Origin of the sequence: Runella sp. SP2 (assembly GCF_003711225.1) — a bacterium.
Classification (GTDB): Bacteria; Bacteroidota; Bacteroidia; order Cytophagales; family Spirosomataceae; genus Runella.
The window spans coordinates 3,609,829-3,627,074 of the sequence record NZ_CP031030.1; the positions used below are offsets into that span (position 1 = coordinate 3,609,829).

General features: G+C 43.5%; 18 protein-coding genes, 1 other RNA gene and 1 pseudogene. 5 read left to right on the plus strand and 15 right to left on the minus strand.

The window, feature by feature from the left end; translation table 11 throughout:
- Positions 1 to 17 precede the first annotated feature (17 nt).
- The 9 genes and pseudogenes from DTQ70_RS14560 to DTQ70_RS14600 form a co-directional block, all read right to left on the minus strand.
- A complete protein-coding gene (locus tag DTQ70_RS14560) occupies positions 18 to 1,256 on the minus strand; it encodes a chorismate-binding protein (protein WP_122931485.1) in 1,239 nt (412 codons plus the stop codon).
- Between the two features lie 206 nt (positions 1,257 to 1,462).
- The gene (locus DTQ70_RS14565) at positions 1,463 to 1,792 is read right to left on the minus strand and encodes a pentapeptide repeat-containing protein (RefSeq protein ID WP_122934412.1); all 330 of its coding nucleotides are present in this window, start codon (positions 1,790 to 1,792) and stop codon (positions 1,463 to 1,465) included.
- A 112-nt stretch (positions 1,793 to 1,904) separates the two neighbouring features.
- On the minus strand, positions 1,905 to 2,273 hold the full coding sequence (locus tag DTQ70_RS14570) for a response regulator (protein ID WP_122931486.1): 369 nt from the start codon (positions 2,271 to 2,273) through the stop codon (positions 1,905 to 1,907).
- 110 nt (positions 2,274 to 2,383) lie between these two features.
- The gene (locus DTQ70_RS14575) at positions 2,384 to 2,614 is read right to left on the minus strand and encodes an MbtH family NRPS accessory protein (protein WP_122931487.1); all 231 of its coding nucleotides are present in this window, start codon (positions 2,612 to 2,614) and stop codon (positions 2,384 to 2,386) included.
- 46 nt (positions 2,615 to 2,660) lie between these two features.
- Positions 2,661 to 3,083 carry a phage tail protein gene (locus DTQ70_RS31310; RefSeq protein WP_122931488.1) on the minus strand — a complete coding sequence of 141 codons (423 nt, stop codon included), beginning with the start codon at positions 3,081 to 3,083 and terminating at the stop codon, positions 2,661 to 2,663.
- A gap of 60 nt (positions 3,084 to 3,143) precedes the next feature.
- Complete coding sequence (locus tag DTQ70_RS30720) at positions 3,144 to 3,296, minus strand: tail fiber protein (RefSeq protein WP_164490038.1); 153 nt, start codon at positions 3,294 to 3,296, stop codon at positions 3,144 to 3,146.
- A gap of 148 nt (positions 3,297 to 3,444) precedes the next feature.
- A complete protein-coding gene (locus DTQ70_RS14590; RefSeq protein ID WP_122931490.1) occupies positions 3,445 to 3,939 on the minus strand; it encodes an SRPBCC family protein in 495 nt (164 codons plus the stop codon).
- Positions 3,940 to 4,017: 78 nt separating this feature from the next.
- Positions 4,018 to 4,911 carry an MbtH family NRPS accessory protein gene (locus tag DTQ70_RS14595; protein ID WP_122931491.1) on the minus strand — a complete coding sequence of 298 codons (894 nt, stop codon included), beginning with the start codon at positions 4,909 to 4,911 and terminating at the stop codon, positions 4,018 to 4,020.
- Between the two features lie 145 nt (positions 4,912 to 5,056).
- Positions 5,057 to 5,270, minus strand: a pseudogene (locus tag DTQ70_RS14600) (cold-shock protein).
- Positions 5,271 to 5,578: 308 nt separating this feature from the next.
- Here DTQ70_RS14600 and DTQ70_RS14605 point away from each other — a divergent pair.
- A complete protein-coding gene (locus DTQ70_RS14605) occupies positions 5,579 to 6,286 on the plus strand; it encodes a LytTR family DNA-binding domain-containing protein (RefSeq protein ID WP_122931492.1) in 708 nt (235 codons plus the stop codon).
- 77 nt (positions 6,287 to 6,363) lie between these two features.
- Here DTQ70_RS14605 and ssrA read toward each other — a convergent pair.
- The 3 genes from ssrA to tsaB all read right to left on the minus strand — a co-directional run bounded on the left by ssrA (position 6,364) and on the right by tsaB (position 8,841).
- Positions 6,364 to 6,738, minus strand: a transfer-messenger RNA (tmRNA) gene (ssrA, locus tag DTQ70_RS14610).
- A 231-nt stretch (positions 6,739 to 6,969) separates the two neighbouring features.
- Positions 6,970 to 8,097 carry a PQQ-binding-like beta-propeller repeat protein gene (locus DTQ70_RS14615; protein WP_122931493.1) on the minus strand — a complete coding sequence of 376 codons (1,128 nt, stop codon included), beginning with the start codon at positions 8,095 to 8,097 and terminating at the stop codon, positions 6,970 to 6,972.
- Positions 8,098 to 8,148: 51 nt separating this feature from the next.
- Positions 8,149 to 8,841 (minus strand): tRNA (adenosine(37)-N6)-threonylcarbamoyltransferase complex dimerization subunit type 1 TsaB, encoded by a 693-nt coding sequence (gene tsaB, locus DTQ70_RS14620; RefSeq protein WP_122934413.1) that lies wholly within the window; start codon positions 8,839 to 8,841, stop codon positions 8,149 to 8,151.
- Positions 8,842 to 8,910: 69 nt separating this feature from the next.
- On the opposite strand from tsaB, the gene murC reads away from it, so the two are divergent.
- The 3 genes from murC to DTQ70_RS14635 are packed head-to-tail and all read left to right on the plus strand — an operon-like array spanning position 8,911 to position 12,245.
- Positions 8,911 to 10,278, plus strand: coding sequence for a UDP-N-acetylmuramate--L-alanine ligase (murC, locus tag DTQ70_RS14625; RefSeq protein ID WP_122931494.1), 1,368 nt, complete (start codon positions 8,911 to 8,913; stop codon positions 10,276 to 10,278).
- Positions 10,279 to 10,293: 15 nt separating this feature from the next.
- On the plus strand, positions 10,294 to 11,334 hold the full coding sequence (locus DTQ70_RS14630; protein ID WP_122931495.1) for a hypothetical protein: 1,041 nt from the start codon (positions 10,294 to 10,296) through the stop codon (positions 11,332 to 11,334).
- Between the two features lie 56 nt (positions 11,335 to 11,390).
- Positions 11,391 to 12,245 (plus strand): TIGR01459 family HAD-type hydrolase, encoded by an 855-nt coding sequence (locus DTQ70_RS14635; RefSeq protein ID WP_122931496.1) that lies wholly within the window; start codon positions 11,391 to 11,393, stop codon positions 12,243 to 12,245.
- Here the strand turns inward: DTQ70_RS14635 and DTQ70_RS14640 are convergent.
- Genes DTQ70_RS14640 through DTQ70_RS14650 form a run of 3 tightly spaced genes read right to left on the minus strand, consistent with a single transcriptional unit; the run spans position 12,242 to position 16,315 of the window.
- Positions 12,242 to 13,540: an NAD(P)/FAD-dependent oxidoreductase gene (locus tag DTQ70_RS14640; RefSeq protein ID WP_122934414.1), complete on the minus strand. Its 1,299-nt coding sequence runs from the start codon at positions 13,538 to 13,540 to the stop codon at positions 12,242 to 12,244. The two genes, DTQ70_RS14635 and DTQ70_RS14640, sit on opposite strands and share 4 nt — an antisense overlap.
- A 2-nt stretch (positions 13,541 to 13,542) precedes the next feature.
- Positions 13,543 to 14,400: an SGNH/GDSL hydrolase family protein gene (locus tag DTQ70_RS14645; protein WP_122931497.1), complete on the minus strand. Its 858-nt coding sequence runs from the start codon at positions 14,398 to 14,400 to the stop codon at positions 13,543 to 13,545.
- A 46-nt stretch (positions 14,401 to 14,446) separates the two neighbouring features.
- Complete coding sequence (locus DTQ70_RS14650) at positions 14,447 to 16,315, minus strand: 3-coathanger stack domain-containing protein (RefSeq protein WP_122931498.1); 1,869 nt, start codon at positions 16,313 to 16,315, stop codon at positions 14,447 to 14,449.
- A 149-nt stretch (positions 16,316 to 16,464) separates the two neighbouring features.
- Between DTQ70_RS14650 and pgmB the strand changes: the two genes are divergently transcribed.
- Positions 16,465 to 17,124 (plus strand): beta-phosphoglucomutase, encoded by a 660-nt coding sequence (gene pgmB / locus DTQ70_RS14655; protein WP_122931499.1) that lies wholly within the window; start codon positions 16,465 to 16,467, stop codon positions 17,122 to 17,124.
- Positions 17,125 to 17,246 lie beyond the last annotated feature (122 nt).

Sequence of the window (17,246 nt, forward strand, 5' to 3'; positions counted from 1 at the left end):
AGAAGCAGGGATTGTTTTTAGCCTAACACCGAAAGCATCGTTTGGCATTTCATTTCGGTTTCTTGCCATTCTTTTTCTGGCTCTGAATCTTCCGTGATTCCGCCGCCAGCGTAGAGCGTTGCCACATTATTTTGAATCTTCATACAACGCAAATTCACAAACAGATGGGTTTCGTTTCCTACGTTTACTGGGCCTAAATACCCGCTGTAAAACTCGCGGTCGTAGCCCTCGTGTTGTTGAATAAACGCCAATGCTTCCATTTTGGGCATCCCACACACCGCCGATGTCGGATGGAGCAATTCCAACATCACCGTTCCCAGTTCAGGGAAATTTATTGTCTTGGTATCCACCAAATAGTCGCTTCGAAGGTGCATGAGATTTCCAGCGACGACCGTTTTTGGGCCTTCTTCGAGGTATTCACGAACCCGAATTTTTTTGAAGCACGAAATAATGTAACGCCCTACCAAGGCTTGTTCTTCAATCTCTTTTTGAGTCCAAGCCGCTTTTTTGACGGAAATCGGCGCGCCCGAAGCATCAAAAGCCGACTGCGTACCCGCCAACGATACCGTCCGAAAAATGCCTTGTTTATCAACACTTACCAAGGTTTCGGGCGTGGCGCCCAACCAAACTTGGTCAAGCTGCGGCAAATACACCATTGACACGAATGCAGTTGGATATTTTTCGCACAGGCGTTCAAAGACTTCTGAAAAAGTAAAATCAGTTGCCAATTCCACCTGTTTTACCCGCGAAAAAACAACTTTTTTGAATTCTCCTGCCTCAATCGCCTTCACTGCTTTTTGAACCGCATCCAAATACACAAAGCTCGGCAACTCGGGCTGGCGTGAACTGACAGAATGTGCCACCAATGGAGAAGCATTCGTTGGGCGATTTCGGTAATGATTATACCATTTTTCACGGTTGGAACCAGACAAAAAGGCGCTTTCTTTCTCCAACGTCACATCTCCGTGTTCATCGAAACGAAAATACAAATCGGCTTCAATAAAGAGCGAACTATCTCCTTCGATGTTTAGAAACGGGCTCATGGCAAAGCCCGCGGGCAGTTCATCAAGCGTCATTCGCGTACGAGGGAGCTCTGACCCAAAATTGACAATGAGGTGTTTGTCTTTTTGGTGTGGAAGCCGCCACAGCGCCGCCGCAAAGCCTAACTCACGGGTGCTTTGCCACGCAGAAAGTGGATGTAAGCCGTGGTCAAAAAGGGAAGAAGCCCCTGTTGTTTCTAGTTTGTCTGACATCATACTCACCTAACACTTTTTAAAGTAAAAGTGTGCCTTACTTGGGGCAAAAACATTTACTTATAAAAGTGCAAAGGAGCACAATTTGTTCGATAAAAGGCACTTTTTTACTACAGAAATCTACATGCGACTATTCTACCCCTTTCTTTTAGCTGGCAAAAAGTAGAGGTAGAATAGTCCCAAAAATGAGTAACAAACTAGCCCGCCAACTACGACCGATTGGCGCCGAGCGTATTCGCATTCGTCATGTTCGCATTTGTCATATTAGCGCCGCGTAGATTGGCTTGTATCAAGACAGCATTGGTAAAGTTTGCGTTGCTCAAATTCGCATTGACTAATTGAGCTTTGCTGAGATAGGCACCTGTGAAATCAGCTCCACTGAGGTTAATCCCTGTGAGGTTCATGGAGGCTAAATTGGCTTTTACAAAAGATTTCCCTTGTGCGTAAGCCTCTTCAACAGCCGATTTATACGTTGCAGCATCGCTTGTATGTTCATGAATAAGCGTGCCATCCATCTGGGTAATTCTGATTGTTTTCATCGTTTGGTAAAGGTCATAAATGTGTGGGTGTGACAAATACCCTGAAATTTTCACTCTACTAACTATCCTATCATTAGTGAAATAAATCGGAAGAAGGCTTGGCGTAAACCTCTTAAAATATCCCCAAAACACTCTCCATTTTCTGTTTAAGTGTTTCGGCGTTAAAAGGTTTTACAATGTAATTATTAACTCCCGCCTGCTTTGCAGCAATGACTTTTTCGGTCGAACTTTCGGCTGTCACCATTATAAAAGGAGTACCTTTCAATTTGCTGTCGTTTCGAATCTCTTTAAGTAATTGTAGGCCTGTCATTGGCTCCATATTGTCATCTGAAATAACAAGACCGTACTTGTTTTCGCGCAGGCGTTGTAAAGCAGTTATTCCATCTGATGCTTCTTCGACATCTGTCATACCAATCTGTGTCAGCAGATTACGTACAATACGTCTCATAGTTGCATAATCATCTACTACTAATACTTTCATAATCTTCGATTTTTTGGTTAATAAAAACGGAGCAAGTATCACTACCTTTTGGCTTACCAGAGTGCAAAAATTTTGTTTAATCCTCTTTAATTGAAAGCCTTACCTCTCTTTCAAATATCCCCTTCCATTCTTTTTCGTAAACTAAGTGGACGCATATCCGTCCATACCTCTTGAATGTACAGAATGCACTCTCCTTTCAGCCCTGTTTTGCCCTCATCTCGCCAACCCAACGCATTGTCGCGGTCAGCAGGCCATATACTGTACATTTCTTCGTGATTGACCACAACTTTGTAGATTGTTTTATCTTCTCCTGTAAGGTCAAGAATTCTTTGATTGTCCATAATGTCTTGAATCGTGAATGAATGAAAAGGAAATACTACGGATTAATTACGAGCGCCAAGGAAAACCTCCACTTCTCGTACAAATTATGTAGCGGATAAAATTTTTACCACTATCTGTTGCATTGTTAGTTTTGAGTTTTGCTATTTTGGGTAAACCAAACGTTTTTCTCATATCACCTCCATAGGTTGGCCCTAACAAACTAAACAAAGCGGTATTTTGATTTATGTCCATTAATTGACCATCACAGAATGACCAACCGTTCGGTGCAAAATCTGTTGCAGTTGGATAAATAAAACCCAAGTAAAAATCTTCATGGTCTTCTGTAGCAACGAAATATGAAATCGTATTATCATATTCATCATAGACCATATCAGGTATATTCGGCGTACCATTTTCGCCGTTGCAAAGGGCCCAGCCTTTGGGAGTAAAATTTCCTGCGAAAAGCGCAATTTGTCCTTTTCTTGCCATTGTTGATTATTTTTTTGGTTGTAAAAAAGTAGTAGTAAGAATAAACATTTGCCATGTTGACTACGAACGGGACGGGAAATCACCCTTCACACAAATGATGTAGCGTGCATTTCCTAAATTAGGCACTTTGGGGAGAGCAAAATCTTTGTATCCATCGCCACCGTAGCGGGTTTCTAACAAACTGAATATCGCTTCATTTCCTTGAATAGGCATTATTTTACCATCACAGTCTAGCCAATTCTCTGGTGTTTTTACATCAGTACAAAGCGTCATTGTGCCTATAAAATCATTAAAATACATAAAACTAAAATTTAGAATAGTGCCGCCATTATCGCATTTTGGCTTTGCGTTTGACTCAACTTCAGCCAGCAGTTAATTGATTGTAGAAAACTGCTTTAGCCTCATTATCTGTTCTAATTTGCTTCTCAAATACACTGTCCATAAGACTGCCTACTCCAAAGACCTTAATCTCTACAGTTACATCACTGATAAGTCGTACTTTACTATCCCCTATTGGTTGAACACGTAGGACACCTTCAATTTTAAGCTTATCCACTAATGTACTAGGTGTCCATTTCCAGGTAAAAAGATTGCTAGTTTTATCAAGCGTTCCTTCTTCAGTATAACGATATTCCTCTCCTATCAATTTAGCAAGTGGGTCAGGAAAATTCATTTTAGGTTTTACACCTAATTTCTGAAAAAACCTTGTGCTTAATTCTGATTGATTTACAACTTGAATATCTATAACACCTAAAGAGTTCAAGTATAGATTTTCAATCGTTGGTTTGTCAAAGAAAATTGTCCAAAACCTATCTGGTGTGCAATTAATCTCGTGAGTGGTTGTAAATTTTGACATTTGTTTAATTGAATTATAACACTAAAAATAAATTCATAAACTATCCAACAATAAAGAACTCAAAAAGTCTTTATTACTTTAATTAGATTCATACCTACGTACAAACACATTCAACATATTATCCCGTAGTGTCTTAATTGTGTCTTTTATAGTTACATTTTCATCTAAATTCATCTCATGAAATTCTCGATAAAAATCAAAATGATGATGAAAATACTGAGCTGCGACAACCTCATTTGAACTTGGTAAAATTTTCTTAATAATAGTATCATCGTCATAGGGTTTACCACCAGCTAAACTATTTATAATGTCTATAATCACCTCTTTGTATGGGGCAATTTTTTCGAGCTGTTCCGCTTTTACTCTTTCCATATCTTCAAGGTATTCATTACGATACCTTTTAGCACATTCAACAGCTTCTATTCTGCTTCTGTCGCAATAAAGCCCAGCGTCTTCCCACCCTTGTGGGATTTCAACTGTTGCTATCCAAACTTTGTACTCTCCTTTGTTATTAGTAACAACTATATAATTTGTGTATAGTTGATAACTCTCATCATTAAAGCCATAGCAATACTTTTTGATAAAACTCATCTGAAAGTCCAACCACTCTTTAAGAAGTTTTTTGGTTATTTTGAGCCCTCTTTTAGCTTTATAAAATGACTCAGACTCTGGGTATTCAACAAAATCTGTAAGCACCCAAGCATTTTGCATAGTAGGAGTAGTGTCAGGGGACAAAATGTTAGCTTTAACCCCATCGACAAGAAATATCCACAACTTTTCTGTGTTAATATACTCAATAGCAATTTCATTTAAAATCATTTCAATCGCATCCAACTCATCCCCTTTCGCAACTACCAATAAGTTGGGGGTTGTGGTATCGATGAACCATTGTAACGTTCTATTGGAAACTTCAAAGTTTGGGGAAGGATTCGATATTCTTACGATTAAGTTGTTTAAAAGGTAATTTTCCATTAATGATTTATATTTAAAATAATGGGTACTGGCCGCTGTTATCGTATTTTGGCTTTGCGTCGAATTTCAAAAAGTCATTTATATTCCGAAAAATAGCTTTATCATACAGATAAGGAAGATTAACCTTTAATAGCTGCCACTTATTTTAACAACATTTTTTAGCTTGGATTCCTTTTGGCCCTTCAATCACCTCAAAATACAACTCTATCGCCTTCGCTAAGGGTTCTAAACCCTTCCATTAAGAGAGCAGTATGTTGCACAAATACATCCGCCCCTCTTTCAGGTACAATGAACCCATAGCCTTTGGCCTCATTAAACCATTTAACAACTCCTTCTTCTTGTCTTCCTTCTTCTCTCATTTTCAATTTATTTTAAAGTGAATAAATATGATTTTCTGGTTATTTTAAACAAAGCACTTATGCCTAATAAAGTCACCTTTATGGCCATTAAAACATAAATTCGTGTCTTTTTTCTAAAAAAATACACCCTAGGTTAGTTGCAACATTTAAAGTCTTACTTTTGTGGTAGCTTACGCTCTGCTGTTGTGATAACAAACATATAAGCCTATGCAGAAGAAAGAAAATCGAAAAATCGAAAGATGACAAACCCTTCGATTTTGCTGACGAAACTGCCTATCTCACTTGTGAAAAACCAGTAACTCATTCTTATGAAAATTAACACTCTGATTATTGACGACTCTCCCGACTGGCGAGATATACTCACGCGTTTGGTCAAGATGAACCCACTTCTCAACCTTGTTGCCGCTTGTGAATCAGCCCTAGAAGCTTACGACTACATCGCCAACGCCTCTATACACCTGATAATTAGCGACATTGAAATGTCGCCAATTTCTGGGTTAGAGTTTATCAAAAATTTAAACAGTCCCCCTCTGGTTATTTTTGTCACAGCCCATCAGAACTATGCTTTAGATTGTTACGAAGTCTCCCCGCTTGATTTTTTGGTAAAACCTATTGAGCCTCCTCGGTTCTTTAAAAGCATCGAAAAAGCCCGCCAACGATTGACCGAAGCCCCCGAAGCCGTCGAACCATATTTTTACATTTGGGAAAATAAGGCATACGTACAAATTCATTATAAGGACGTGCTATACATCAAAGCCGAAGGAAATTTTGTTCAGATTGTCACCCCCGAACAGGTATTTATGCCCGCAGGGACAATTACCAAATTGGAAGAGAAACTTAAACCAGACATATTTTTACGCGTACATCGTTCTTTTTTGGTACATCGCAATGCCATTGCTAAAGTGGGAAGAAATGAAGTCGTGCTACGGGCAGGGCAAGAGATTCCGATTGGTGATCAATACCGCAACAAAATCAATCAAAAGCAAATTGAGGCCTATGCGGTTTTGCGGGGCTAATTTAATCAGCCTCAAGGGTGAACTTGAGGTGGCACTTTTAAACAAAAAACCCTCAAATTTCGTCAATTTGAGGGTTTTTGTGGAGTCGGCGGGAGTCGAACCCGCGTCCAGAACAAGGAAACCGTACGCCTTCTACACGCTTAGTTTTGATTTGATTTTCGAGCTTCGGTAAGGTTCAAAACAGACCTGAGCCAATGCCTTATTTGCTGGTGTCTTACCGCGTGTTAGCAACGTTAGCGCGGCCAGTCTCGCGGTTCGACGCCCCTTGACCCAACCAGCAAGACGGAAGTTGGAGGAACGATGGCTAATGGTTAATCACTCCGGATTAAGCAGCCATAGCGTAGCTATAATTGCCAGCTATTGTTTATGCGTGTTTTTAACAGGACTCGCGCACACGTCCCGACGTGCTTATACGTATTGCTTCAACTCGCTGTCAAAACCAAGGCGACCCCTTCGAGTTGGTTTTAGGCTAACAGAAATGCTTGTTAAAAAAGTTCAAGCTTTCTGTTTTTCTTTTGGATTTCTTCCAATTAAATATCGGGACTAGAACGCAGTGGGTCGGGTTGTGAGCAACCCTCTTCACGTTTGGATTTCTTCCAATGCACTATTGAGACAATTACGCAATCAGTCGGGTTGTGAGCAACCCTCTTCACGTTTGTGAGCAACCCTCCTCACTCTCTTTTTTATTGCTGAAGGCCGCTTACACCCGAAAAATAGGTTTTGGCCGAACTACTCAACACCGCCGCCGATGAATATACCGCGCCTCCAGTTTGAAATTCCCATTTTTTGGCACCCGACTGGACGTCAACGGCAAAAAAGCGCCCGTCGATTCCTCCTACGTAAGCCAAACTATCCGTCACTACGGGCGAGGCTTGGATGCGATTGGTGGACCATGTCTCCCACTTCTTAGCGCCCGTTTTGGCATCTACTGCGTACATTTTGTGGTCGTTGCTCGCCACATATACCACGCCATTGCTTACCGACGGTGAAGACAAAACTGGTCCATCTGTTCTAAATTCCCAAATTTTAGCACCCGTTTGGCTATTTACTGCGTATAATTTTCGGTCAAAACTACCAATATACAGACTCCCGCCCGATACTGTAGGCGACGAACTCACTTCTCCTCCCGTCGAGAAATTCCATTTTTTAGCCCCCGTTTCAGCATCAAGTGCATAGACGTTGTAATCATTGCTACCGACATACACCACTCCATCTACCACCGACGGCGACGAATCTACGCCCGCTCCCGTACCGAACTCCCACAGTTTTGTTCCTTTTTTGGCATCGAGGGCATACAAATTATTGAAACCACCTACATATACTTTACCATTCACGACCGTCGGCGACGAAATACTGATTCCATCGGCTACAAACTCCCATTGCTTTGCTCCTGTTACGACATCCAAGGCGTATAGTTTTGAGGTAAAATTCGACGTTCCCCCCATTCCTACATAGACTGTATTCCCCGAAACTGTGGGTGCGGATGAAATACCCATATCCAGCGCAAACTCCCATACTTTTGCGCCCGTTTTTAAGTCAACCGCGTAAATATTTTGGTCCGAACTGCCAACAATCGCCATCCCAATGGCCAAGGTTGGCGAAGAGTGAACCGTGCCTTTGGTGGCAAACTCCCACAATTTGGCGCCCGTTTTGGAGTTAAGTGCGTATAATTTATTGTCACTGCTTCCAACAAACACCGCATCAATTCCCCTTGGCATGGGGTCTTCTTTTTTGGAACAATGGGTGAAAATTTGAAAAGCGGCAAAGGTTGCTGCTGCCAAAAATGAACGAGTGGCTATTGATTTTTTCATGTACAAAAAGATAGACGAGACGTTTTGTTGTCTAACGACTTTGCTGGTCAATTAGTATGATTTGGGTTTGGGCGTAGTAGCCATAAAATCTTTCAAGTAAAAAGGCTCAAAAGCAGCCACTTCTTCAAATTGCTGATCTTGAAAGCGTTTCCAAGCCAGTTGTCCCACCGTTTTGGCCGAAGGAAAAATCGCGGCTGCAGGAAAATGAGCATTCGGATTTTGTCCCAATATCCGCTGGCATTTTTCGGCACCATCGCCAAAGAAAACCACCGAACGCTCCGTAAGTAATTCATGAAAAGACTGTTCATCAATAATTTTGGCTTGGGTCGCTTCCACAAAATGCAGTTCGGCGTCCAGCACTGCACAATACACTTCCATACGGCGAGCATCTAGCATCGGACAAAACAAGTAATTGGCAGGAAAAAACGACTTTAACTGTAGCGTCATCGCCTCTAGGGTATTGACACTTATCAAAGGTTTATCTAACGCAAAACACAACCCTTTGGCCGTCGAGACAGCTATTCGCAGCCCCGTGTAAGAGCCTGGACCTTTTGCTACGGCAAAGGCATCGACATCAACAAGCTGAAATCCAGCCTGTTCTACGGCATTGTAAATCAAAGTCGTGAGCATTCCAGAAGACGACTTTTCGGCTAGAAGGTCGTAGTTGGACAGCAATTGGCCATCTTGGTGGAGCGCCACCGAACAGCCGCGGGTCGAAGTATCTATGCTAAGTAATAGGGGCACTTTACAGATTAACGTTTGAAGTTTACAGTTTACAGTTATTTTTGCAAACTTAATTATTCGCCCTTCAAAATGAGTCAAAAAGTTCACTTTATCGCCATCGGTGGTAGCGTAATGCACAATTTAGCCATTGCCCTCCACCGTCAGGGTTATCAAATTACGGGTTCGGACGACGAAATCTATGACCCAGCGTCTTCAAGACTCCAAAAATTAGGTTTGCTTCCTGCTGAAATCGGCTGGTTTCCCGAAAAAATTCACCAAGGACTTGATGCCGTCATTCTCGGAATGCACGCCCGAAAAGACAATCCCGAACTCGCACGTGCCCAAGAATTAGGAATACCAATTTATTCTTATCCAGAATATATTTACCAACAAAGTCAGAACAAACAGCGCGTGGTGATTGCGGGCAGTCACGGCAAAACGACCATCACATCAATCATACTCCACGCTTTGCGCGTCAACAACCGCCAGTTCGATTACTTGGTTGGCGCTCAATTGGAGGGATTTGAAACAATGGTCAAACTTACCAAGTCAGCGCCTTTAATCGTCGTTGAAGGAGATGAATACCCTGCTTCTCCTACCGACCTTGCCCCTAAGTTTTTGCACTATCATCCTCACATTGCGCTTATTAGCGGTATTGCCTGGGACCATTACAACGTATTCCCTACGTGGGAAGGGTACGTTCAACAATTTGAACAATTGGCAGATTCCTTGTCAAAATCTGGGGTGTTGGTCTTTGACGAAACCGACGATATGCTCGATGTCATTGGCAAAAATGAGCGCGTGGACGTACGCCCAGTTCCTTACAATGTTCATCCGCACAAGATTGTCAATGGTCAAACGTTTTTGACAACGCAAGCCTACGGGGATGTTCCTTTGTTGATTTTTGGGGAACACAACATGAAAAATATTAGCGGGGCTTTGGCCGTATGCGAAGAAGTAGGACTCACACAAGAGCAATTTTACCGCGCCATCCAGACGTTTAAAGGAGCGGCGAATCGCATGGAAACCTTGGCTAAAAACGCTCATTCGGCCGCGTTCAAAGACTTTGCCCATGCACCTTCTAAAGTAGAAGCTACCACCAAAGCCGCAAAATCGCAATTCCCAACGCGCGAATTGGTTGCCTGCGTAGAATTGCATACCTTTAGTAGTTTGAATAAAAACTTTTTGGGACAATACGCCCACAAACTCGACGCTGCCGACGTAGCAGTCGTGTATTACAACCCCCATACACTCGCCCACAAGCGCCTTGAGCCAATCGAACCAGAAGAGGTAAAAGCCGCTTTCCAGCGCCCATCGCTCGAAGTATTTACCGATAAAGACGCTTTACAAGCTTTCCTGACCTCGTTGTCATGGAAAAATAAAAACTTACTTATGATGAGTTCGGGTACGTTTGGAGGATTAGAATTGAAGGGATTAGCATCACAGATTATTACCTGAATATAAAGCAACGCCATGCGTTTTGTAGATTACCTTTCCATAATCAGATCTGCTTGGAACGATTTCGATTCGACCAGGCCCATTGAATTAATTGAAGACATTAGCGCCCGCGTTTCCACCAATCACGTCTTCCGCGTGACCCTTGAAGGTGGAGGCCACGTCATTGCCAAACTTTCGTATTTTGGAAAGTTTGAGCATTTTAAAGAAGACCACCGCCTGATTCACACCTTGGCCAATAACTTGCTGTATCCGTTTGAAAACGTATTGGCAAAGTCGTTGGTCAAAAACAATCAGGTGTTTGTGTATCGCTACCAAGAAGAAGGACTTGATGTATGGGTGGTTTTCTATAACCCGATTCGAGTCGCCGAAAAAATGCCTCGCCGTTTGGAAGAACATCATATCCGTACGTTGGGGTCTCAGATTGCTAAATTTCACAAAGCCTGTGCCAGTGTAAGCACCGTCATGCCGAAGTCTTCGAAAACGCTGCGTTCGGACGTCCAAGATTTACTCAGTATGCTCAACACCGAAACAGGACGTTACGAGCATCGAATGCACATCGAAACCTTGCGGCGGCAGTGCAATCTTTTTCTGAAACATCGCAAAGAGATGGTCGCCAACGCCGTCGAAACAATGCCCGTGTTTTTGGATTGGAACATTGGTAACTTCTCAGTTACGGAAAAACTAGAACTTTTTTCGCGCTGGGATTACGACTGGTTCCGTATTAGTTATCGGGTCATGGATTTTTACTTTTTCAGTAGGGTTTGCTCCGACGCTGGTGACCGAACTGTCTTCTCCTACCTGATTGAACCCTTGGCCGAAGAGCGTTTTGGGTGGTTTTTGGAAGAATACCACAAGGTTTATCCGCTGACCGAACGCGAAGTTCGTTTTCTACCCGAAGCGTATCGCTTTTTTATCCTCAACTACGTCATCAAATACGGTAGGTATTTTTTCCATCGTACCTACGCCACAAAATTGCAGCGAGAAGCGTACGAAACCTATTTCCCGTCAATTGATACGTTCTCGGTTGACCCTATTTTAAAACGATTAGGACTTTAAACTTTAAATCCTAAAGCTGTAAGGTTTTAAAAACCTTGCAGCTTTCTCACCTACCCATGCTTACGATTGACTCTTTTGCCGATGTTGCCGCCCGCTACCAAGTTTTTTTCTTTGATGCGTTTGGGGTACTCAAAAACTCCCACGGGCTTATCCCTGGAATTCCCGATACGTTTGCGTATTTGAGAGAGAACCAAAAGCAGTTTTACATTTTGACCAACGATGCTTCGCGTAGCCCCCAACAGCTCGCCGAATCATACTGGCGCATGGGTCTGATGGACATCACGCCTGACAACATCATTTCGTCGGGGATGTTGGCAAGAGAGTATTTGGAATTAAAAGTAAATCAGGGAACGGTGGCGTATTTGGGAACAGAGGATTCTGCCCACTACATCGAATCTTCGGAACGCAAAGCCCTATCCATCAGCGAATTAAACCTAGATGCAATTGGCGATATAAACGCCCTTGTGATGCTCGACGATGAAGGTTTTGATTGGAACACCGACCTCAACAAAGCCACTAATTTACTCCGCCGACGCAATATCCCCGTAATTGTGGCCAATACCGACGCTACTTATCCTACTTCCAAAACCCAAGTTGCGATTGCCATCGGTGGCGTGGCCGATATGCTGGAAAGTATTGTGGGAAAGCAGTTTATTCGTTTTGGAAAGCCTGATGCTCAAATGTTTATGTTTGCTTACGAGCGGGTGATGGAGCAAAATCCTACGCTCGGCAAAAAGGACATTGTGATGATTGGGGACACGCTCCGTACCGACATTTCGGGTGGGAATAAATTCGGACTTGATACCGTGTTGGTACTGACAGGAAACATCCCCGCCGAAGATGCCGAAATTCGCATTCGCAGTACGGGTATCATTCCTACTTACGTGTGTGAATCGGCAGTTATTGGTTAACTTCCCTTTCGCCTCAGTTCTCGTTCAATGGTTTCTTTGTACAAATAAAAATCGACCTGAAACGTATGCCGAGGCGAAGCGTTATAACGACGCCTCATCTGCTGGGTGTCGCGTTCGATGTCTTTTGTCATGGAAGCAACATCAGGCAAACGACAAGTTCCTTTTATCAATTTAGCGACCCATTTGGCTTGAACTTCAGCCAACGGCATAATGGCACCCAATGGCTGAATCAACCCTACAAAATATAGATTTGGCCAATCGGGATGTATCACTTTTTTGTACAACCGAAATTCGTTGTTCGCACTCACCTCAAACGCTTTGTCTTTCAAAAACGGGAACGTCGCTTTGTAGCCTGTTGCATACACAATCAAGTCATAGGTTTCGGTCGTACCGTCTTCAAAAACAACTTCTTTTCCGCGAAACTCCTTGATATTGGACTTATAATCAATCAAACCTCGGCCACTCAAATTGAGCAACTCCTGCGACACCGTTGGGTGTTCTTGCAAGGGTGGGCGCTTAGGAAGCGGCACGCCATACGCCTCTTGACGACCTCGGGCGAGCAAAAGGGACACTTTGAGTAAAAAACGCTGCACTGATAACGGCAATTTGGCCGTTAGGGGATTTGCCAGGCTATCAAAAGGTTTACTCAAAATCCAGTTGGGCAAAATATACGCCCCACTTCGCGTCGAAATCGTCACCCGACCCGAATGAAGTTTAGCTGCCTCACAAGCAATGTCCACGGCAGAATTCCCAATGCCTACAATCAGGATATTTTTGTACATGACTTGTTCAGGAACTCGATAATGATGCGCGTGCAAGACTTCGCCCGTAAATGTTCCCACAAAAGGTGGATCGGGAAAACGAGGGTTCCAATGGTGGCCGTTGGCGATAATGACGTGGGTGTATTCTTTCACCTCTCCACGGTCGGTTGTCACTTTATACAAGCCATTGGATGTGGGCACAACTTCGGCAATTCCTGTATTGAAAGTAATTGAATTTCGCAGTCCAAAATGGTCAACGTACTCTTCAAAATACTTGATAATCTGCGAATGGTGCGGAAACATGGGCAAATCTCGCGTGAGCGGATAATCGCTGTACGCCATGATTTCGCGGTTGGTATTAATGTGCAACGACCGATACGCCGACGACATGTTGTTGTCATTGTTGTACCTCCAATTTCCGCCAATATCAGAGCCTTTTTCAAAACAATCGAAGCCAATTCCAAGGTCTTTGAGGGCTTTCGCCGCTGCCACCCCTGAAGACCCCGCCCCAACGATACATACTTGCTTTTGCATAATCATTCCGATTTTTTTAACCAACCTTCGGCCAAAGAAGCAATCATTGCCGCGCCTCGGGTATTAAAATGCAAGTTATCTTGGCTCAAATCCATGCCGTGCGACAGACAAATTTTATCCCAATCTTGGCCCAAAAGTTCGTGTTTGACTACGCTCATATAGACCAGTTTCAGGGTATCTTCAAAGGTATATTTGAGTTTTTTAGGGTGTTGTTGTAGAAACTCCTTCATTCGTTCGCGAACGGGCAAATACGTCAGTTTTTCGCGCTCAGCGACTTGTTTGATAAACTCACTGTAACGGTCGGCTTTGGCATTGGCCTCGTTTTGAAGGTCTTCACCCATGATTGGCAATGAGATTAGGGCAATTTGCGCACGGGTTTCGGTAGTGAGGCGACGCACAATTTCGGTATAGTTACGTTGATACCCTTCAAAATCAGGTGTTACATTTTTGGCTATTTTTTTGAATTGGTAATAACTTTTTAAGGCCGCTTTACTCATGGTAGCATTGACATCGTTGGTACCAATTAGCAGCGTTACGTAATCGGGTTTTGTTGCAATGATTTCATCCAAACGCTCCAAAAGGGTATAAGAGAGGTCGGAATTTACCCCAGCATTGTAGAAAAAATACGGCTCTCCCAGCCAGCGTTCGAGCATATCCACGTAGTTGACGCTGACATTGCCGTGCGTGATGCTATCGCCCACGCACACTACTACTTTTTTACCCGCAGCTCCTGCCAGTGGACCTTGTCCTTTTTTAGGGAAATGGTCAGGACGATGGTACCGAATTTTGCGTTCGAGGTATTTATAGATAAGAAACACACATAATAATAAACTACCAACCACAATCAAAAACACGCCCATAAAAAACAAAGTAATAGTCTGAAAATAATAAAGTTACATAAAATTTTCAATTGGCACACCCTTGCCCAACAACCGCTTTAAAGTTGCTATTTTTTTCGGCGACAAAACCTGGCTGAAGCGTAATTGAGTTTTTGGCATCGTACGTCATAGTAGCGCCCGCTTTTACCGTGTTCACGCCCGTAATGGCGTTAGAAGCTTTCACGTCCCCTACTGTTCCTGCATTAAAAGTAGTCGTTACAGTCACATTCTGTGCGCAGACTGTGACTTGGTATGAACTCGAAATCGAAGCGCAGCTTCCAATGCTACAGGTAGCGGAATAAGTTGTAGTTTGCGATGGATGCTGCACAATGCTATTGCCTATCAAACCTGCTGACCATGACACGGTTCCTGCACATCCCAGAGCAAACAAAGTCACTTCTTGACCCGAAGATACCGTAGATGCCGTTGAAGTAATGGTCGGGGGCTGGGGAGGTAACGCTGGAACGGTGACCATTTGGCTCAAAATAATATTCCCAGAAGCATCTTTCAAATACACCCGATAATTTCCACCTCCAACGTTTACCGTCTGACTGGATGAAAAAGAAGTCGAAATAGCCCCGTTGCCATTGACCCAAAAATACTGATAACCACTTGGAGCAGTAATCGAATACGTATTATTCAAACAACTGAGGGTCAGCGAGGGAGGCGTTGTAGCGCTGTAGGGAGTTGCGTTGGCAAAGAACGAATTATCCAACGCACTATTCCACCGCGATGCCAGCTCAGAGACAGCTTGTTGACCATTCGTCAAATTTTCAAGGTGGGCACCATCAGGGCGAGGTGTCTGTAGATTATCCGTTTCGGGACCTGCAAAAATTTTATCAGCAGGGCTTATTGTAAGATTTTGGCCTGAAATAATGTTGGCATCGGCTACACTAAAATAAGAAGCCCTTGCCACTACCCAAGGGAGCATAATTTTACCCGAATGATTACGCGAGCGGCTAATCACATGTTTTAAGCTATCGCGGTATTCATTGGCCGAAGTATTGTCGTTGGGGTCGGCATTGTTGTTTTTGTGCGTATCTGACTCGCCTTGGTGCCACAGCACTGCCCGTACTCCAAACATTGACCCGTAATAATTTAAGGCTTTTCGCAAATAATTATACGGGAAGTTGGGGTTTCCCGCGTACAAAATCCCCACGTGAACATTGACGGAAGGAAGCCCATCCGCACTTCGGCTCCAATTCCCTACCGAAGAACCATTGGCGGCAGCATTAAAAAACATAACGGGTACGTTATATCGCGCTATGATGGCATCCCCGAGTTCTCCCCAAGCCCAGGGAGATATTCCGTTAGGGGCAATTGCCAACCCTGCCCCTGCGTTGTTCAACGTCGAAATCACGGGAAAAGGTGGTTCCACATTCTGGCAAATTCCGCTGGGGCACGGCAATGTCCAATTGATATACTTTACACGACCTTGTCCATCTGAGGAGGCTTTTGCCCCGTGGTTATCGACCCCTTGGGCATTGGACTGCCCCGCAACTACAAACACCTCACCTACCCCTACCCTCGACAATGTGGTCGTTTGAACCACATTATTAAATAAAATCGAGCGCACTTCGAGGGTGTACCAGCCGCCCAACACACTAAACAAACTTCCTGAAAAAATTCCACCAGAAGGATTGATATGAATGGCTGTCCAATCAATATTTTGACCACCGCTAACGGCAACGAGTCGAGCCTCTATGCGATCGACAGCCCCCGTATAACTCCCTCCTACGTGAATCGTTGCCAAGTTAGACGTATTCCGTTGAAAAACAGCACCATCAAACGGAAAAGAAACAGATAACTGTGCCCGTAAATGCCACGAGCTACTGCACAACAGACAGAGGCAGAAAATAACCTTTTTCCAGGAGTTTTCACTGTGGAAGAAAAACATTTTAAAGGGTATTTGTAGGGTTTATGGTGCTATTCGTCTTGTACTCAACATACCGTTGCAAATTGCTTTTTTTTAACGAAAAACCTATAACTCACTTCTCAAATTCTTTTCTCGCGTATTTTTGCACCTCACAAAACCTATGTTGCACGATGCAAGCATTTCTTTTCGACCTCGACGGGGTCATTGTAGATACCGCCCATTTTCACTACCAAGCTTGGCGGCGTTTGGCCAACGAAAAATTGGGGTTTGACATTTCAGAAGAATTTAATGAAAGCCTCAAAGGAATCAGTCGTACCGAATCGCTCGACCGCATTCTTGCCCACGGCGGTGTCTCGCTCGACGATGTGACCAAAGAAGCCTACGCCACCCTCAAAAATCAGTGGTACGTAGAACTCGTCAACCAAATGACCCCTGCCGATATTCTACCTGGAGTCGTTGAATTTTTGGCTCAAACACGGGCCGATGGGATAAAAATTGCCCTTGGATCGGTGAGTAAAAATGCCAAACCTATTTTGGAACATATTGGGATTCTATCCGCTTTTGATGCCATTATTGATGGCACAAAAATCTCCAAAGGCAAGCCTGACCCCGAAGTTTTTTTAAAAGGGGCTGAAGAACTCGGAATCTCGCCTAGCGAGTGCGTAGTGTTTGAAGATGCCGTTGCAGGGATTGAAGCTGGGCTAAGAGCAGGTATGAAAACGGTGGGAATTGGTCAACCTGAGGTTCTAACCAAAGCCGATATAGTTCGTTCCGACCTGAACAACTTCACACCCAATGAGTTAAAAAAAATCTTGTTTCCCGAACAATAAATTCAAAAATGGTACCCAAAAAAAAGACAGGATTTTTTTTGGAATAAATTGTTTTCTATCTATATTTGCACAACTAATAATGGTGTGGATATAGTCGGAAAGCTGTTCGAGAATTTCGAGCA